The 16,815-nt window shown below is 63.2% G+C and carries 13 protein-coding genes; 3 read left to right on the forward strand and 10 right to left on the reverse strand.

Annotation, left to right across the window (positions count from 1 at the left end; genetic code table 11):
* Positions 1–17: 17 nt before the first annotated feature.
* The 9 genes from bamA to rpsB all read right to left on the reverse strand — a co-directional run bounded on the left by bamA (position 18) and on the right by rpsB (position 9,942).
* Positions 18–2,378, reverse strand: a complete 2,361-nt coding sequence (gene bamA, locus KHO27_RS16665) for an outer membrane protein assembly factor BamA (RefSeq protein ID WP_046854398.1) — start codon at positions 2,376–2,378, stop codon at positions 18–20.
* Between the two features lie 75 nt (positions 2,379–2,453).
* Positions 2,454–3,806, reverse strand: coding sequence for an RIP metalloprotease RseP (rseP, locus tag KHO27_RS16670; protein WP_214500500.1), 1,353 nt, complete (start codon positions 3,804–3,806; stop codon positions 2,454–2,456).
* 42 nt (positions 3,807–3,848) lie between these two features.
* Positions 3,849–5,039: a 1-deoxy-D-xylulose-5-phosphate reductoisomerase gene (ispC, locus tag KHO27_RS16675; protein ID WP_214500501.1), complete on the reverse strand. Its 1,191-nt coding sequence runs from the start codon at positions 5,037–5,039 to the stop codon at positions 3,849–3,851.
* On the reverse strand, positions 5,036–5,851 hold the full coding sequence (locus tag KHO27_RS16680) for a phosphatidate cytidylyltransferase (protein ID WP_038706689.1): 816 nt from the start codon (positions 5,849–5,851) through the stop codon (positions 5,036–5,038). Before KHO27_RS16680 ends, ispC begins: the two co-directional genes overlap by 4 nt.
* Positions 5,851–6,606, reverse strand: coding sequence for a polyprenyl diphosphate synthase (gene uppS, locus KHO27_RS16685; protein ID WP_102684051.1), 756 nt, complete (start codon positions 6,604–6,606; stop codon positions 5,851–5,853). Before uppS ends, KHO27_RS16680 begins: the two co-directional genes overlap by 1 nt.
* Before the next feature lie 16 nt (positions 6,607–6,622).
* Positions 6,623–7,180: a ribosome recycling factor gene (gene frr, locus KHO27_RS16690; protein ID WP_046854394.1), complete on the reverse strand. Its 558-nt coding sequence runs from the start codon at positions 7,178–7,180 to the stop codon at positions 6,623–6,625.
* Entirely contained in the window at positions 7,177–7,920 is a 744-nt protein-coding gene (gene pyrH / locus KHO27_RS16695; RefSeq protein WP_023629889.1) for a UMP kinase, read from the reverse strand. The genes frr and pyrH overlap by 4 nt, the downstream gene beginning before the upstream one ends.
* Before the next feature lie 233 nt (positions 7,921–8,153).
* Complete coding sequence (tsf, locus tag KHO27_RS16700; protein ID WP_023629890.1) at positions 8,154–9,017, reverse strand: translation elongation factor Ts; 864 nt, start codon at positions 9,015–9,017, stop codon at positions 8,154–8,156.
* A 187-nt stretch (positions 9,018–9,204) separates the two neighbouring features.
* Positions 9,205–9,942, reverse strand: a complete 738-nt coding sequence (gene rpsB, locus KHO27_RS16705) for a 30S ribosomal protein S2 (protein WP_023629884.1) — start codon at positions 9,940–9,942, stop codon at positions 9,205–9,207.
* A gap of 348 nt (positions 9,943–10,290) precedes the next feature.
* Between rpsB and map the strand changes: the two genes are divergently transcribed.
* From map to dapC, 3 genes are read left to right on the forward strand one after another with little or no spacing between them, the layout of a single operon-like run.
* Positions 10,291–11,073 (forward strand): type I methionyl aminopeptidase, encoded by a 783-nt coding sequence (gene map / locus KHO27_RS16710; protein ID WP_094011637.1) that lies wholly within the window; start codon positions 10,291–10,293, stop codon positions 11,071–11,073.
* Positions 11,074–11,098: 25 nt separating this feature from the next.
* Positions 11,099–13,801, forward strand: a complete 2,703-nt coding sequence (locus KHO27_RS16715) for a [protein-PII] uridylyltransferase (protein ID WP_110701877.1) — start codon at positions 11,099–11,101, stop codon at positions 13,799–13,801.
* Between the two features lie 21 nt (positions 13,802–13,822).
* Positions 13,823–15,019: a succinyldiaminopimelate transaminase gene (dapC, locus tag KHO27_RS16720; protein ID WP_110701875.1), complete on the forward strand. Its 1,197-nt coding sequence runs from the start codon at positions 13,823–13,825 to the stop codon at positions 15,017–15,019.
* Positions 15,020–15,052: 33 nt separating this feature from the next.
* Here the strand turns inward: dapC and KHO27_RS16725 are convergent, their stop codons facing one another.
* Positions 15,053–16,699: a Na+/H+ antiporter gene (locus tag KHO27_RS16725; protein WP_111532142.1), complete on the reverse strand. Its 1,647-nt coding sequence runs from the start codon at positions 16,697–16,699 to the stop codon at positions 15,053–15,055.
* Positions 16,700–16,815: the final 116 nt, after the last annotated feature.

Below are 16,815 nucleotides of genomic sequence, written 5' to 3' on the forward strand. Positions count from 1 at the left end.
TTATGCAAGGGCCGACCTCAGAAGGTCTGGCCCAGAGAGAATTGGAACACTTGCGTGTCGGCGTCGTCCGGCTTCTTGATCGGCATCGCCAGGCTGAAGCTCAGCGGGCCCAGCGCGGTGATCCAGGTTACGCCCAGACCGACGGAGCTGGCCATGTCCGAGAAACCGACCTTGGTGCAGTCCGGCTTGGAACCGCAGTTGGTGTCGAACACGTTACCCACGTCCCAGAACACGGAGGTGCGCAGCGAACGCTGGTCCTTGACGAATGGCAGCGGGAACAGCAGCTCCACACCACCCTGGACGAGGACGTTGCCACCGAACGGCAGCGGATCCTGGTCCGGGTCGGCGATGGTGCCCTGGTTGCCGGTCACGGCGGCGCCACGGCTCGGTGTGCTGCGTGGGCCCAGGGTACTGTCCTTGAAGCCGCGCACGGAGTTGAAACCGCCCGCGTAGTAGTTCTCGTAGAACGGCAGACCGTTGGTCGAGCCATAGCCATCACCATAGCCCAGCTCGGTGTGCAGGCGCAGGGTGTAGTCGTTGTTGATCGGCTTGAACAGCTGGCCACGGTAGTCGAGCTTGTAGAACGACAGGTCGCTGCCCGGCACGGTGGTCTCGAGGGTCAGGCTCTGGGAGTGACCCCGGGTGGCCAGCACGCCCTTGTTCAAGGTCGACTCGGACCAGCCGATCGACGCCTTGAAGTTGAGGAAGTTGTCGCCTTCATCCTGGATGAACTTGAAGATCTCATCGACGGTGTAGCGGCCGGTCTTCAGCTTGTCCTGCTGCACGGTCAGGCCGTAGGTCAGGCGCGAGGTCTCGCTGATCGGGTAGCCGAGGCTGACGCCCGCACCCAGGCTGTCCACCGCATAGCTGGCCACGTCGACGTCGAGGTCGTCGTAGTCGGTGCTGCGGTAGAAGGCGTTGTAACCCAGGCTCACACCGTCGGGGGTGAAGTAGGGATCAACGTAGCCGAAGTTGTAGCGGGTCTGGTATTCGGAACGGGTCAGGCCGATGGAGACCTTGTTACCGGTACCCAGGAAGTTGTTCTGGCTGATCGAGCCACCCAGGATCAGGCCCGCGCTCTGGGCGAAACCGACGCTGGCGGTGATCGAGCCGGAGGCTTGCTCTTCGACGCTGTAGTTGACGTCGACCTGGTCGTCGGTGCCCGGCACCGGCGGCGTCTCGACGTTGACTTCCTTGAAGAAGCCCAGGCGCTCGAGGCGGGTCTTGGATTGGTCGATGAGGTAGGTCGAAGCCCAGCCACCTTCCATCTGGCGCATTTCGCGGCGAAGCACTTCGTCTTCGGTCTTGGTGTTGCCGCGGTAGTTGATGCGGTTGACGTAGGCACGCTTGCCCGGATCGACGACAAACATGATGTCGACGGTGTGATCCTGGTCGTTCGGTTGCGGCACGCCGTTGACGTTGGCGAAGGTATAGCCTTCGTTACCCAGGCGACGGGTGATCAGGTCGGAGGTGGTAGTCATCACCTTGCGCGAGAACACCTGGCCCGGCTGCACCAGCAGCAGCGACTTGACCTGGTCTTCCGGTACTTTCAGGTCACCGGACAACTTCACGTCGCGGACGGTGTACTTCTCGCCCTCGTTGATGTTGACGGTGATGTAGACGTGCTTCTTGTCCGGGGTGATCGACACCTGGGTGGAGGCAATGTCCATGTTGATGTAGCCGCGGTCCAGGTAGTAGGAACGCAGGCGCTCCAGGTCACCGGACAGTTTTTCGCGGGCGTACTTGTCGTCGTTCTTGAAGAACGACAGCCAGTTGGTGGTCTTGAGCTCGAACAGCTGGCCTAGGGTCTCGTCGTCGAAGACCGTGTTGCCCACCACGTTGATGTGCTGGATCGCGGCCACGGTGCCTTCGTTGATCTTGATCTTCAGGCCCACGCGGTTGCGCGGCTGCGGCACGACTTCGGCGTCGACTTCGGCCGAATAGCGGCCCTGGGCCACGTACTGGCGCTGCAGCTCGTTACGCACGCCTTCGAGCGTCGCGCGCTGGAAGATCTCGCCTTCGGCCAGGCCCGACTGCTTCAGGCCCTTCATCAGGTCTTCGGTGCTGATCGCCTTGTTGCCTTCGATCTCGATGCTCGACACCGAAGGGCGCTCGACCACGTTGATGATCAGGACATTGCCGTCGCGGTTCAGCTGGATGTCCTGGAAGAAGCCGGTCTTGAACAGCGAGCGGGTAGACTCGACCAGACGGCGGTCGTCGACCTGGTCACCGACGTTCAGCGGCAACGCGCCGAACACGCTGCCGGCGGAAACCCGCTGCAGGCCGTTGACACGAATATCGGAGATGGTGAAGGACTCGGCGTGAACTTCAGCGATCATCAGTGCGGAGAGCACCGCAGTTAGCAGCAGACGTTTCATGAAGTCCTTTTATTCCAACTGGCAATAAACAACCCGCCGCGAGAAAGCGGCAGGTTTCGCGATTGAGCGAAGCTTTTATAGTCGACCCAGATCGTTGATCAGGGCGAGCAACATCACCCCGACGACCAAACTGATACCGATCTGGACCCCCCAACCTTGCACCCGATCCGAGAGCGGACGACCGCGCGCCCACTCGATCAGGTAGAACAGCAAATGCCCCCCATCCAGTACCGGGATGGGCAGCAGGTTCAGAACCCCCAGGCTTATGCTCAGGTAGGCCAGGAAATTCAGGAAATCCCCAACGCCCGACTGGGCTGAAGCGCCCGCCACTTTAGCAATGGTTATCGGTCCGCTCAAGTTTTTTACCGAGAGCTCTCCGAACAGCATTTTCTTCAGCGATTCGAGGGTCAGGACACTCATGTTCCAAGTGCGGGACAAGCCCTCGCCCACCGCCTCCAGCGGCCCGTAACTGACCTCGCGAAGCATCTTCGCCGGCCATTCGCTGGCCTTGACCCCGGCGCCCAGATATCCAGCAGACGCCTGGCCTTCGCCCTTGCGTGCCAGGGTGACCGGCACCTCAAGGGCTGCGCCGTCGCGCTCGATGCGCAGGTTCACCATGCGCTCGGGGCGGGCGCGGACCGCGTCGACCACCTGCTGCCAGTCGCCCAGCGCCATACCGTCGATTGCCAGCAGCTTGTCACCGGTCTTGAGCCCGGCGGCGGCGGCCGGCCCTTTCGGATCGATCTCCGCCAGCACCGGAACCATCGCAGGTCGCCACGGACGCAGACCCAGGGACTGGATCGGATCAGGCTCATCGGCGCCCTTGAGCCAATTGTTCAGGGTAATGTCGAGCTGGCGCTCGGCCGTTGCCCCTTCATCGAGCACACCTACTCGCAGCGTGCCGCTCTCCCCGAGGCGACGCACCAGTTGCAGATTGACCGCCGACCAGCCGTTGGTCGGCTTGCCATCAATGGAAACAATTTCCTGACCGACGCCGAGGCCGGCGCTGGCCGCCAGGCTGCCGGCCTCGACTGCGCCGATGACCGGGCGCACCTGCTGCGAGCCCAGCATGGCGAGCACCCAGAAAAACAGGATGGCGAGGAGGAAGTTGGCGACCGGACCGGCCGCCACGATAGCGATGCGCTGGCGTACCGATTTACGGTTGAACGATTGCTCGACCAGCGCTGGCGGCACCTCGCCCTCGCGCTCGTCGAGCATCTTGACGTAGCCGCCCAGGGGAATCGCGGCGACGACGAACTCGGTGCCCTGGCGATCGTGCCAGCGCAGCAACGGCGTGCCGAAGCCCACCGAGAAGCGCAGGACCTTGACCCCGCAGCGCCGCGCCACCCAGAAGTGGCCGAACTCGTGGAAGGTGACCAGCACGCCGAGCGCAATCAGCGTGCCGACAATCATGTAGAGCGCAGTCATGTCCTATCTCCGGATGACATTCGGCGGAGCCGGCCGCAGGCTTCAGCGGCCGTGGCGTCGCAACCATTCCCGGGACAGCTCCCGGGCACGCTGGTCGGCGGCGAATACCGCGTCAAGCGTGGGCAATGCCACCACAGGCTCCTGGGCGAGCACCTGTTCGATCATACCCGCGATCTCCGGGAAGCGGATACGCCGCTGGAGAAACGCTTCGACAGCCACTTCGTTGGCGGCATTGAGCACCGCCGGCGCACTGTTGCCCGCCTCGGCAGCCTGACGCGCCAGGCGCAGGCATGGGAAGCGCTGTTCGTCGGGGGCCTGGAAATCCAGACGGGCGATGGCGAACAGGTCCAGCGGCGCCACGCCTGAATCGATGCGCTCCGGCCAGGCCAGGGCATTGGAGATCGGCGTGCGCATGTCCGGGTTGCCCAACTGGGCGAGCACCGAGCCATCGACATAGTCCACCAACGAGTGGATGACACTCTGCGGGTGCACGACCACTTCGACCTGCGAAGGCTTGGCATCGAACAGCCAGCAGGCCTCGATCAGCTCCAGGCCTTTGTTCAGCATGCTCGCCGAGTCGACCGAGATCTTGCGCCCCATGGACCAGTTCGGATGGGCGCAGGCTTGTTCCGGCGTGACATCCAGCAAGGCTTCGGCCGGGGTTTCGCGGAACGGGCCGCCGGAGGCGGTCAGCAGGATGCGGCGCACACCGACAGCGCCAAGGCCGCGGGCATAGTCGCCGGGCATGCACTGGAATATCGCGTTGTGCTCGCTGTCGATCGGCAGCAGCACCGCACCGCTGCGCTGCACCGCCTGCATGAACAGGGCCCCGGACATCACCAGGGCTTCCTTGTTGGCCAACAGTACCTTCTTGCCCGCCTCGACCGCGGCCAGGGTTGGACGCAGACCGGCAGCACCGACGATGGCGGCCATCACGGTATCGACCTCCGATGCGGAGGCGACCTGGCACAGCCCGGCCTCACCTTCCAGCACCTCGGTGGCACATCCGCTCCTGGCCAGCCCCGCGCGCAGCCGCCCGGCCGCCTCGGCGCTCGGCACCACGGCGTACGCCGGGCGATGGCGCTCGCACAGGGCCAGCAGTTCGTCGATGCGCGAATAGCCGCTCAAGGCGAACACCTGGTAACGGTCAGGATGGCGAGCGATGACGTCCAACGTGCTCAAGCCAATGGAGCCGGTGGCCCCCAGCACGGTAATGCGTTGCACGCGACTCACATCACACCCCACTCAGCCGCCCACAACAATACGGCAAACATCGGAATCGCCGCGGTCAGGCTGTCGATGCGATCAAGCACGCCGCCATGGCCCGGCAGCAGGTTGCTGCTGTCCTTGATACCTTCACGGCGCTTGAACATGCTTTCGGTCAGGTCGCCGACCACCGAAGACATCACCACCACCACGGCGCCCAGCAAGCCCAGCAGCACCTGGCCGACACTCCAGTCACGGGCAATGCCCACGCCCAGAGTGATCAGCAGGCTGACCGCGAGGCCGCCATACACGCCCTCCCAGCTCTTGCCCGGGCTGACCTGTGGCGCCAGCTTGCGCTTGCCGAAGGCACGGCCGGAGAAATAGGCACCGATGTCGGCCGCCCAGACCAGCACCATGACCGCCAGGATCAGCCAGTTGCCCAGCGGCCAGTGCTTGAGCAGCACCAGCCCCTGCCAGGCGGGCAGCAACACCAGCAGGCCGATCAGCAGGCGGCAGGCGGCACTGCTCCACAGCTCGCCGCTGCGCGGATAGGTCAGCACCAGCCACGTGGCCAGCGCCCACCAGATCACCGAAGCGCCCAGCACCCAGGGCGCGAGATCCGGCATCAGGTAGAGCAGCATCAGCCCGCCCGCCACCACGGCGGCATAGGCGATGCGCAACGGTTGCGCCACCAGGCCGGCCAGACGCGCCCACTCCCAGGCACCGAGCGTCACCACGAAACCGATGAAGAGGGCGAAATCCCCACCATTGAGCAGGAAGAAACCACCCACCGCGATCGGCAGCAGGATCAGCGCGGTAATGATGCGTTGTTTAAGCATTAAGCACGGGCTCCGGCTTCGACCTGCTCGCTGGTCTTACCGAAGCGGCGCTGGCGCGAAGCGAAATCGGCCAGCGCATTGCGCATGGCCTCGTGTTTGAAGTCCGGCCAATAGAGGTCGGAGAAGTACAGCTCGGCGTAGGCCAGCTGCCACAAGAGGAAATTGCTGATGCGGTGCTCGCCACCGGTGCGGATGCACAGGTCAGGCAATGGCAGGTCGCCCGTCACCAGGCAGGTCTGCAGCAAATCCGGGGTGATGTCCTCCGGCCGCAGATGGCCGGCCTGCACTTCACGCGCCAGGCGCTGGGCAGCCTGGGCGATATCCCACTGGCCACCGTAGTTGGCGGCGATCTGCAGGATGAAGCGGTTGCTGCCGGCAGTCGCGGCCTCGGCCTCGCGCATCGCAGCCTGGAGTTCAGGGTGGAAGCGTGAGCGGTCGCCGATGATGCGCAGGCTGATGTTATTGTCGTTCAGGCGCTTGGCCTCGCGGCGCAGCGCCTTGAAAAACAGGTCCATGAGGGCACTGACTTCGTCCGCCGGTCGCTGCCAGTTCTCACTGGAGAACGCAAAAAGCGTGAGCACCTCGACCTTGGCCTCGGCGCACACTTCGATCACGGCGCGCACCGCATCGACACCCGCTTTATGCCCGGCAACGCCGGGCATGAAGCGCTTCTTCGCCCAGCGATTATTCCCATCCATGATGATCGCCACGTGACGCGGCACCACGGAGGGCACAGTCTGCTTGGTCTTTTCCATGAAGGCGTCCTGACCCTTAGATGGCCATCAGGTCCTTTTCTTTTGCTTCGGTGGCCTTGGCGATCTGCGCCTCGAAATCCTTGATCAGCTTGTCGATGTCGGCACTGGCACGACGCTCTTCGTCTTCACTGATTTCCTTGTCCTTGGACAGCTTCTTCAGGTCACCCATGGCGTCACGACGAATGTTGCGCACGGCAACGCGGGCATCTTCGGCTGCGGCACGTGCCTGCTTGGTGAAGCCCTTGCGGGTTTCTTCGGTCAGCGGGGGCATGTTGACCAGCAGCAACTCGCCCAGGTTGGTCGGGTTGAGGTTCAAGCCGGCACTGCCGATGGCCTTGTCGATGGCGCCCAGCATGTTGCGCTCGAAAGGCACCACTTGCAGGGTCTGGTTGTCTTTCACGGTCACGTTGGCCACGCTGGTCAGCGGGGTGTCGGTGCCATAGTAAGGCACCATCACGCTACCCAGGACGCTCGGGTGCGCCTTGCCAGTGCGGATCTGGCCAAATGCGTGGATCAGCGACTCCAGCGACTTTTGCATGCGCGCCTGGGCGTCTTTCTTGATTTCGTTGATCATTTTTGAACTTCCTCGATCAGAGTTCCTTCCGCGCCGCCATGCACGATGTTCAGCAGGGCGCCGGGTTTGTTCATGTTGAAGACGCGCAACGGCATCTTGTGATCGCGGCACAGGCAGATTGCCGTCAGGTCCATTACACCCAGCTTGCGATCCAGCACTTCATCGTAGGACAGATGATCGAACTTCTCGGCATGCGGGTCCTTGAATGGATCTGCAGTGTATACACCATCGACCTTGGTTGCCTTCAATACCACGTCGGCATCGATTTCGATGGCGCGCAGGCAAGCGGCGGAGTCGGTGGTGAAGAACGGGTTGCCGGTACCGGCAGCGAAGATCACGACTTCTTTCGAGTTCAGGTGGCGCATGGCCTTGCGGCGATCATAGTGATCGGTGACGCCGACCATGGAGATGGCCGACATGACGATCGCGGTGATGTTCGCACGCTCCAGCGCGTCGCGCATGGCCAGTGCGTTCATCACGGTGGCCAGCATGCCCATGTGGTCGCCAGTGACCCGATCCATGCCGGCTGCGCTGAGCGCCGCACCACGGAACAGGTTGCCACCACCGATCACCAGGCCGACCTGAACGCCGATGCCGACCAGTTGGCCGACTTCCAGCGCCATGCGATCCAGGACCTTGGGATCGATCCCGAACTCTTCCGAGCCCATCAGGGCCTCGCCGCTAAGTTTGAGTAGAATGCGTTTATAGCGAGCCTGATGACCACTGCCCTGCTGAGCCATTGCGAATCTCTCCTGCGGCGTTTGTAAAAATCTGGCGGGCTGTTTTCAGCCTGCGCGTAACTCTAGCGTGACGCAGCTACTGCGTCAGCGAGCAGCGATCTGGTAAACCACTCCCGCTTTGACAAAGAGGCTGCGCGCGTGAGCGGGCAGCGATCTGGTAAACCACTCCCGCTTTGACAAAGAGGCTGCGCGCGTGAGCGGGCAGCCTCTTTGGGGCGACAGACGAGTCCGTCTTACTGCTTGGCGGCAGCTACCTGGGCGGCAACTTCGGCAGCGAAGTCGTCAACCGGCTTCTCGATGCCTTCGCCAACCTTGAAGTAGGTGAAGGAAACGATTTCGGCACCGGCTTTCTTAGCCAGCGCGCCAACTTTGACTTCCGGATCCATCACGAAGGCTTGCTCTTTCAGCGAAGCTTCGGCTTTGAACTTGGAAATACGACCGTTGATCATGTTTTCAACGATGTTTTCCGGCTTGCCGGCGATCTTGTCGGCGTTCAACTGCAGGAAGACGTTCTTCTCGCGCTCGATAGCCTCGGCGGAGATTTCCGACGCGTCCAGGAACTCTGGGTTAGAAGCAGCAACGTGCATGGCAATGTTCTTGGCCAGATCAACGTCACCGCCTTTCAGGACAACAACTGCACCGATCTTGTTACCGTGCAGGTAAGCACCGACAACGTCACCCTCAACGCGCACCAGGCGACGGATGTTGACGTTCTCGCCGCACTTGGCGACCAGGGCTTCACGAGCAGCTTCACGCGAAGCGATCAGCGGAGCGGCGTCGGTCAGCTTCTCGGCGAAGGCCTGCTCGATGCTTTCGGCAACGAAGTTCTTGAAGTCGTCTTGCAGGGCCAGGAAGTCGGTCTGCGAGTTCACTTCCAGCAGGACGGCGGATTTACCGTCGGTCTTGACGGCGATGGCGCCTTCGGCGGCCACGTTGCCAGCCTTCTTGGCGGCCTTGATGGCGCCCGAGGCACGCATGTCGTCAATGGCCTTCTCGATGTCGCCGCCGGCCTTTTCCAGGGCCTTCTTGCAATCCATCATGCCTTCGCCGGTACGCTCGCGCAGTTCTTTGACCAGCGCTGCAGTAATTGCTGCCATTTCAAAATCCTCTTGGAAAGTTTTTCAACCATTCCACCCGTTCGTCACGGGCGTTAAATTCTGCAAATCCGCTGTTTTATACCTCAGCCTGCCCATGATGCGGGGCCTTCGCTGACAGCAGGATTTCAAGGTGGCAAAAAGGGGGCAAAGCCCCCTTTTCGCGTGCCAAGTAGACGCTAAGCGTCAATTACTCAGCAGCAGGTGCAGCCGCTTCTTCAACATAGACTTCAGTGCCGCCGGCAACGTTGTTGCGGCCGCGGATGACGGCGTCGGCCATCGAAGTCATGTACAGCTCGATAGCGCGGATGGCGTCATCGTTACCTGGGATGATGTAGTCAACACCTTCAGGGCTGCTGTTGGTATCGACAACGCCGATAACCGGGATGCCCAGCTTGTTGGCTTCGGTGATGGCAATGCGCTCGTGGTCGACGTCGATCACGAACAGGGCATCAGGCAGGCCGCCCATGTCCTTGATACCACCCAGGCTGCGGTCCAGCTTCTCCAGATCGCGCGAACGCATCAGAGCTTCTTTCTTGGTCAGCTTGGTGAAAGTACCATCTTCGGCCTGGGTTTCCAGGTCACGCAGACGCTTGATCGAAGCGCGGATGGTCTTGTAGTTGGTCAGCATGCCGCCCAACCAACGGTGATCAACGTATGGCGAACCGCAACGAGCAGCTTGCTCGGCGACGATCTTGCCGGCGGAACGCTTGGTGCCGACGAACATGATCTTGTTCTTGCCCTGGGCCAGGCGCTCTACGAAGGACAGAGCCTCGTTGAACATCGGCAGGGTTTTTTCCAGGTTGATAATGTGGATCTTGTTGCGCGCGCCGAAAATGTACTTGCCCATTTTCGGGTTCCAGTAACGGGTCTGGTGGCCGAAGTGCACACCGGCCTTCAGCATATCGCGCATGTTGACTTGGGACATGATAGTTCCTTGATAAGTCGGGTTGGGCCTCCACGTATCCCAATGACCAACCCGTGTTTCCAGGGAAACCGGGCACCCAGGCCATCGTGTCGACACGTGTGTGGGTTTGAGCTGACGGAGGACATCCCCCCGAAAGCGGCGCATTTTATACCACAGCCAGCGGGCGAACGGAACCCGGATGATGCTTCGTCCGTCAGCGGCTTTTGCAGCCCCCGCCTTTTGGGGCCAGAATGCCGTCAATAGACCACCGGATCTGCTGGACTATCCCGACAGATCGACGCCGCGCTCTGGTAGAATCCGGCCTTTCCCGTTTGTTCGCGCCGCCCGCGGCGCCGTAGAGAGCCTGTAATGACCGTCACCATCAAGACCGCAGAAGACATCGAGAAGATGCGCATCGCCGGCCGCCTGGCCGCCGAAGTGCTGGAAATGATCGAGCCACACGTCAAGCCCGGTATCACCACCGAGGAGCTCGACCGCCTCTGCCACGACTACATCGTCAACGAACAGAAGGCCATCCCGGCGCCACTGAACTACAAAGGCTTCCCCAAGTCGATCTGCACCTCGATCAACCACGTGGTCTGCCATGGCATCCCCAATGACAAGGCACTCAAGGATGGCGACACTATCAACATCGATGTGACCGTGATCAAGGACGGCTACCACGGCGACACCAGCCGGATGTTCCATGTCGGCACCGTCGCGCCGTGGGCCGAACGCCTGTCCAAGGTCACCCAGGAGTGCCTGTACAAGGCCATCGAACTGGTCAAGCCCGGCTGCCGCCTGGGCGACATCGGCGAGGTGATCCAGAAACACGCCGAAAAGAACGGCTTCTCGGTGGTACGCGAGTTCTGCGGCCACGGTATCGGCAAGGTGTTCCACGAAGAGCCGCAGATCGTCCACTACGGCCGCGCCGGCACCGGCATGGAGCTCAAGGAAGGCATGACCTTCACCATCGAGCCGATGATCAACCAGGGCAAGGCCGACACCAAGGTGCTGGGCGACGGCTGGACCGCCATCACCAAGGACCGCAAGCTCTCGGCCCAGTGGGAACACACCCTTGTGGTGACCGCCACCGGCTACGAAATCTTCACCCTGCGCAAGGACGACACCATCCCGCGCACCTCGGCCTGATACTGAACGACAGGAACGCGACTCGATGCCCCAGGTGGATCCCGAACTGTTCGACCGCGGCCAGTTCCAGGCGGAACTGGCCCTCAAGGCAAGCCCCATCGCCGCTTTCAAGAAGGCCATCCGCATGGCCAGCGAGGTGCTCGACAAGCGTTTTCGCGAAGGCCGCGAGATCCGTCGGCTGATCGAGGACCGCGCCTGGTTCGTCGACAACATCCTGCAACAAGCCTGGCACCAGTTCAGCTGGGGCACGCCAGACGGCATCGCCCTGGTGGCGGTTGGCGGCTACGGCCGTGGCGAGCTGCATCCGTATTCGGACATCGACCTGCTGATCCTGCTCGACGCCGCCGAGCACGAGCAGTACCGCGATGCCATCGAGCGCTTCCTCACCCTGCTCTGGGACATCGGCCTGGAGGTCGGCCAGAGCGTGCGTACCGTCGACGAGTGCGCCGAGCAGGCCCGGGCCGACCTCACGGTCATCACCAACCTGATGGAAAGCCGTACCATCGCTGGCCCCGAGGCGCTGCGCCAGCGCATGCTCGACGCCACCAGCACCGCGCACATGTGGCCCAGCAAAGAGTTCTTCCTGGCCAAACGTGCCGAACTCAAGGCTCGCCATCACAAGTACAACGACACCGAGTACAACCTTGAGCCCAACGTCAAGGGCGGCCCGGGCGGCCTGCGCGACATCCAGACCGTGCTCTGGGTAGCCAGGCGCCAGTACGGCACGCTGAACCTGCACGCACTGGCGGGTGAAGACTTCCTGCTGGAGAGCGAAAACGAACTGCTGGCCTCGTCCCAGGCCTTCCTCTGGCGTGTGCGTTACGCCCTGCACATGCTGGCCGGGCGCGCCGAAGACCGCCTGCTGTTCGACCACCAGCGCAGCATCGCCGCGCTGCTGGGCTACACCGACGAAAACCCCAAGCGCGCCATCGAACAGTTCATGCAGCAGTACTACCGGGTGGTGATGAGCATCAGCCAGCTGTGCGACCTGATCATCCAGCATTTTGAAGAGGTGATCCTGGCCGATGACGACAGCGGCGCCACGCAGCCGGTCAATGCCCGGTTCCGCCTGCACGATGGCTATATAGAAGCGGTCAACCCGAACGTCTTCAGGCGCACCCCGTTCGCCATGCTGGAAATCTTCGTACTGATGGCCCAGCACCCCGAAATCAAGGGCGTGCGCGCCGACACCGTGCGCTTGCTGCGCGAACATCGCCACCTGATCGACGACAAGTTCCGCCACGATATCCGCAACACCAGCCTGTTCATCGAGCTGTTCAAGTGCGAGATCGGCATCCACCGCAACCTGCGGCGAATGAACCGCTACGGCATCCTCGGCCGCTACCTGCCAGAGTTCGGCCTGATCGTCGGGCAGATGCAGCACGACCTGTTCCACATCTACACGGTCGACGCCCACACCCTCAACCTGATCAAGCACCTGCGCAAACTGCAATACACGCCCGTCTCGGAGAAATTCCCGCTGGCCAGCAAGCTCATGGGCCGCCTGCCAAAGCCCGAGCTGATTTACCTGGCAGGGCTTTACCATGACATCGGCAAGGGTCGCCAGGGTGACCACTCCGAACTGGGCGCCGTCGACGCGCAAGCGTTCTGCCAGCGCCACCAGTTGCCGGCCTGGGACAGCCGCCTGATCGTCTGGCTGGTGCTGAACCACCTGGTAATGTCCACCACCGCCCAGCGCAAGGACCTCTCCGACCCACAGGTGATCAACGATTTCGCGCTGCATGTCGGTGACGAGACACGCCTGGATTACCTCTACGTGCTGACCGTGGCCGACATCAATGCCACCAACCCCAGCCTGTGGAACTCCTGGCGGGCGAGCCTGCTGCGCCAGCTCTATACCGAAACCAAGCGCGCCCTGCGCCGCGGCCTGGAAAACCCGCTGGACCGCGAAGAGCAGATCCGCCAGACGCAAAGCGCGGCGCTGGACATCCTGGTGCGCGAGGGCACCGACCCGGATGACGTCGAGCAGCTCTGGTCGCAACTGGGCGACGACTACTTTCTCAAGCACACTGCCGCCGATGTGGCCTGGCACAGCGATGCGATCCTCCAGCAACCGGCCGATGGCGGCCCGCTGGTGCTGATCAAGGAGACCACCCAGCGCGAATTCGAGGGCGGCACGCAGATCTTCATCTACGCCCCCGACCAGCACGATTTCTTCGCCGTGACCGTGGCCGCCATGGCCCAGCTCAACCTGAACATCCACGATGCCCGGATCATCACCTCGAGCAGCCAGTTCACCCTCGACACCTATATCGTGCTCGACAACGACGGCGGCTCGATCGGTGACAATCCACAGCGGGTCAGGCAGATCCGCGACGGCCTGACCGAGGCGCTGCGCAATCCCGAGGACTACCCGGCGATCATCCAGCGCCGGGTGCCACGCCAGCTCAAGCACTTCGATTTCCCGCCGCAGGTGACCATCCTCAACGACGCCCAGCGCCCGGTGACCATCCTCGAGATCACCGCGCCCGACCGCCCCGGCCTGCTGGCCAGGATCGGGCGGATCTTCCTCGAGTTCGACATCTCACTGCAAAACGCCAAGATCGCCACTCTCGGCGAGCGCGTGGAAGACGTGTTCTTCATCACCGACGCCGACAACCAGCCGCTGTCCGACCCGCAGCTGTGCAGCCGCCTGCAGGAAGCCATCGTCCAGCAGTTGCAGGCCGGCCAGGCCAGCGACGCCAGCCCTACCCGCATGACCTTTTGACGCTAACGAGACCTTGCGCCGATGAACCACGCCCTGACCCAGCTCCAGCCCTACCCGTTCGAGAAACTGCGCGCCCTGCTGGGCACCGTGAAACCGGCAGCCGACAAGCGCGCCATCGCCTTGTCGATCGGTGAGCCGAAACATGAATCGCCGGCGTTCGTCGCCAGGGCCATGGCCGACAACCTCGACAAGCTGGCGGTCTACCCCAGCACCATCGGCCTCCCGGCCCTGCGCCAGGCCATCGGCCAGTGGTGCGAACGGCGCTTCGGCGTACCGACGGGCTGGCTTGACGCCGACCGTCATATCCTGCCGGTCAATGGCACCCGCGAAGCGCTGTTCGCCTTCACCCAGGCCGTGGTCAACCGCGCCGATAACGGTCTGGTGGTCAGCCCCAACCCGTTCTACCAAATCTACGAAGGTGCAGCCCTGCTGGCCGGCGCCACCCCACATTACCTGCCGTGCCTGGAAGACAACGGTTTCAACCCCGACTTCGACGCCGTGCCGGCCGAGATCTGGGAACGCTGCCAGATCCTGTTCCTGTGTTCCCCGGGCAACCCCACCGGCGCCCTGGTGCCGATGGACACCCTGAAGAAGCTGATCGCCCTCGCAGACAAGCACGACTTCGTGATCGCCGCCGACGAGTGCTACAGCGAGCTGTACTTCGACGAGGACGCGCCGCCACCGGGCCTGCTGAGCGCATGCGCTGCACTTGGTCGCAGTGACTTCAAGCGCTGCGTGGTGTTCCATAGCCTGTCCAAGCGCTCCAACCTGCCCGGCCTGCGTTCGGGCTTCGTGGCTGGCGACGCCGAGATCATCAAACCATTCCTGCTGTACCGTACCTATCACGGTTGCGCAATGCCGGTGCAAACCCAGCTGGCCAGCATCGCCGCCTGGCAAGACGAGGCCCACGTGCGCGAGAACCGCGACCAATACCGCGCCAAGTACGACGCGGTGCTCGACATCCTGCAGCCGGTAATGGATGTACAGCGCCCGGATGGCAGCTTCTACCTGTGGGCCAAGGTACCGGGCAGCGACGCAGAATTCACCCGCGACTTGTTCGAGGCAGAGCACGTCACTGTGGTGCCCGGGTCATACCTGTCCCGCGAGGTGAACGGCGTAAACCCAGGCGCCGGCCGCGTGCGCATGGCGCTGGTTGCTCCGCTGGCCGAGTGCATCGAGGCGGCCGAGAGGATTCGCGACTTCCTGCACAACCGTTGAGTTGCAAGGGGGCGCCCTGCGCCCCCTGCTTCACTAGCGAACCTGCCCCAGGTTCGCCTCGCTCATGTCCAATTCCCCCAGCACCTGTCGCACCACCTCATCACCCACTAGATGCTGGCGATGCAGCTCGTACAGTTCCAGGCGCTGAGCACGTAATGCCCGCAGACGCAGGCGACGCTCCAGCAGATCCATCTGCTCCGCCAGCGCACGGGCCTCGGCGGTGTCGTTGTAGCTGTCCAGTTCATCCCGGTATTCGGCCATCAGCCGCGCTTTCAGCTCGGTGGCCAGGGTGGCCTGGGCGGCGTCCTGGGGCGCATTGGCATCGATCACTTCCTCGGCTTCCAGGGCATGGATAGCCGCTTCGGCGGTGCGCCGCCAGGCCTCCTGCACCTCCTGGTGCAAGCGTTCGTCAGGGCTCTTGGTCACGCCACGCAGCAGGATCGGCAGGGCAATCACCGCGCTGACCAGCGACAGCAGGATCACCCCGGCGGCAATGAAGATCAGCAGGTCGCGCTCGGGGAAGGCTTTGCCCGCCCCCATCAGCAACGGCACCGACATCACGCCCGCCAGGGTCACCGCCCCGCGCACGCCGCCAAAGGTCAGCAGCCAGCAGGAGCGCGCGGTCGGCATCAGCACCAGCGCCGGCTTGCCGCGCCAGCGCCGCACCACGCCGATCGCCCGCCAGATGCTCTGCACCCAGACAAAACGCAGCAGCACCAGCGCGGCGAAGATCGCCACCACGTCCAGGCAGCGCCAGGCCAGGGTCGGCCACACCGTCGCCTCGTCGGTGACCACCGCCTTGATGATGTCCGGCAACTGCAGGCCGAGCAGCAGGAAGATCAGGCCATTGAAGGCGAACTCCAGCAACGACCAGACACTGCGATTGAGCAGGCGGGTGCTGGTCTGGCGCGGCAGCAGGTCGAGCCAGCTCTGCATCATGCCCGCGGCCACCGCCGAGAGGATGCCCGACACGCCCAGGCGCTCGGCCAGCACGTAGGCGGCGAACGGCAGCAGCAGCATGAACACCACGTGCGTGGCCGGATCGTCCCAGCCGTGGGTGATCATCCACATGCGCAGGCGCCCCACCAGCCAGCTCAGCGCCACGCCCACCGCCAGGCCGCCAAGGGCGACGAGCACGAAGGTCAGGCTGGCCTCGGTCAGCGAGAACACGCCGGTGATGGCGGCGGCCAGGGCGAACTTGAAGGTTACCAGGCCCGAGGCGTCGTTCATCAATGCCTCGCCTTGGAGCATGTGCATCAGGGGCGTGGGCAGGCGGTCCTGGGTGATGGCCGAGACCGCCACCGCATCGGTGGGCGACAGCACCGCCGCCAGGGCAAAGGCCACCGGCAGGGGAATGCTCGGCAGCAGCCAGTGGATGAAGTACCCGGCGCCGACCACGGTGAACAGCACCAGCCCCACGGCCAGAGCCACCACCGGCCCGCGGATACGCCACAGCTCGCGCTTGGGCATGCGCCAACCATCGGCGAACAGCAACGGCGGCAGGAACAGGAACAGGAACAACTCCGGGTCCAGCGCCACGTGCAGGCCCAGGGTTGGCCAGGCCAGCAAGGCACCCGCGCCAATCTGTACCAGCGGCAGCGGCAGCGGCAACACGCGCCCTACCAGTTTCGACACGCTCACCAGCATCAGCAGGATAAGAACGGTATAGGCTGACTGCATCGGCAAGCTTCCTGTGTGATCGGAGAAACGACAGCGAAACATCGCCATTGAAACAATATGTTAGCGAGGACCTTCTATTGTGGACCGCTGCACGTTAGTCGCAACCCACCGGCGAA

Origin of the sequence: Pseudomonas sp. RC3H12 (assembly GCF_018596375.1) — a bacterium.
Lineage (GTDB): Bacteria > Pseudomonadota > Gammaproteobacteria > Pseudomonadales > Pseudomonadaceae > Aquipseudomonas.